The organism is Nguyenibacter vanlangensis, from assembly GCF_013376155.1.
In the GTDB taxonomy this organism is placed as follows: Bacteria; Pseudomonadota; Alphaproteobacteria; order Acetobacterales; family Acetobacteraceae; genus Gluconacetobacter; species Gluconacetobacter vanlangensis.
The window spans coordinates 1-1811 of record NZ_JABXXP010000576.1; the positions used below are offsets into that span (position 1 = coordinate 1).

Sequence of the window (1811 nt, forward strand, 5' to 3'; positions counted from 1 at the left end):
ACCGCGCACCCGGTCGGGGCGGTCGCACAGCAGTCCCAGCGCCACCCTGGCGATCGGGCCGGCTCCCGGCTCGTCCAGCAGCGTGACCGAAAACCCGCGCTCCAGCGGCGTTGCCTCGGGCGCCAGGACATGGCGCCCGCCATAGAACCGTCCTTTGGAACAGACGATGCCGAAGGCCGTATGGGCCTGCCCATCCAGTACGACCTGCAGCGGCGGAAAATCATAGCGCCCAGCCTCGCGGATCGCCTGCACGGCATAGGCGCCGCGGCCCAGCACGCGCTTGGCGCGCAGCGACAGATGAGTCACGACCTGCGCGTCGAATCCCGCACTGACCATCTGCACGAAAATGCGCGCCTGCCCGCCCGCCTCGATCCGGCCGGGCCAGATCGTCCGCCACCGGCCCGACAGCAGCGCCCGCGCATTGTCGCCGGGGGCGAAGGCCACGCCCAGCTCGTGCGCCAGCACATTCGCGGTGCCCAGCGGCAGCACGCCCATGACGGGCCCCGGCATCGAAGCGGATGCGGACGGAAAGGAAGGACGCATGGCCTCCAGCAGCCCGTCGGCGACCTCGGAAATCGTGCCGTCGCCCCCGGCCGCCACGACATGGGTGAACGCCCCGTCCGGCCCGGCATCGCGCGACAGGATGCGACCGTGCCCGGCATGGTCCGTGGCCGCCACCGTCACCACGGCCCCCCCGGCCCGCAGCCCCTGCACGAAACGACGCAGACGCGTTATGCGCCGCCGCCCCGCCATGGGGTTATAGACCACCAGAATCCGCGCAATCCGCTCATTCATCGTGCGCGTCGACCCGCCGCCCAACCCGCATCGTCTCGAGCCGCACCCACATCCCGCTCCATCATGCGCCCCCGGCCGATCATCCCGTCCATATGTTTAAAACAGATCGCGATACCGACAAATCGCACCGGCGTACAGGCGGGAACAAGCGGCGACATGCCAACGGCGACAGGATGGACCGCCAACAGGCCGCGACGGATGACATCGCCATCAGAATTTGATTTTTCGGGAAAATACCAGACCAGTGGTGGAGCTGAGGGGAATCGAACCCCTGACCTCCTCATTGCGAACGAGGCGCTCTCCCAACTGAGCTACAGCCCCACTGCCTGATGGGCTGGCATAAATACCGGCCGTTCCGGGTTTGTCAAGCGCCCATCGAGAGGCCTTGTCGAATGGTCCTGCCGCGGCTCACGCGGCGCTGTGCGGGGCGCGGTGTTGTGCCGCTTCCCCGCCTCCGATAGGATTTCCGCCCTGCCTCTTGGAGATCATACACGTTGCTCCAGCTTGTCTTCACATTGCTGCTCGAAGCCGTCCGGCTCTATACCTGGGTGCTCGTTATTTCCTGCGTATTCAGCTTCCTCTACGCGTTCGGCGTGCTGGACACCCGCAACCACACGGTCTGGGCCATCGGCAATTTCCTCAACCGCCTGACGGAACCGGCGCTGCGGCCGTTGCGGCGCATCCTGCCTGTGGTGGGCAACATGGATTTCAGCCCGCTGGTCCTGCTGCTGCTGATCCAGTACGTGCTGACGCCGCTGATCCGGCAGCTTTATTATACGTTGGCTTTCAGCAACCCGCTCTGAACGGGCCGCGCCCATCCCGGGCGCCTCGGACCGGACACGCATGACCATCGCAAAGGGATCACGTCCATGACGCGCCACATCTTCATTCTGCCGGTCGTCGCCATCCTGTCCGTGGCCGGCCTGCCGCCCGCCCGCGCCCAGATGCCCGCAATGCCCGGAATGTCGGGCGGCAGCGCCATGCCCGCGATGCCCGGCATGGGCGGGGGCATGGGC

General features: G+C 66.9%; 2 protein-coding genes and 1 tRNA gene. 1 reads left to right on the plus strand and 2 read right to left on the minus strand.

The window, feature by feature from the left end; genetic code table 11:
• Together HUK84_RS16810 and HUK84_RS16815 are read right to left on the minus strand one after the other, a co-directional pair.
• On the minus strand, positions 1-795 hold a 795-nt coding region (locus tag HUK84_RS16810), incomplete at its 3' end, for a diacylglycerol/lipid kinase family protein (protein ID WP_176641299.1).
• Positions 796-1040: 245 nt separating this feature from the next.
• Positions 1041-1116, minus strand: a tRNA-Ala gene (locus HUK84_RS16815).
• Positions 1117-1289: 173 nt separating this feature from the next.
• On the opposite strand from HUK84_RS16815, the gene HUK84_RS16820 reads away from it, so the two are divergent.
• A complete protein-coding gene (locus tag HUK84_RS16820) occupies positions 1290-1598 on the plus strand; it encodes a YggT family protein (protein ID WP_176641300.1) in 309 nt (102 codons plus the stop codon).
• Positions 1599-1811: the final 213 nt, after the last annotated feature.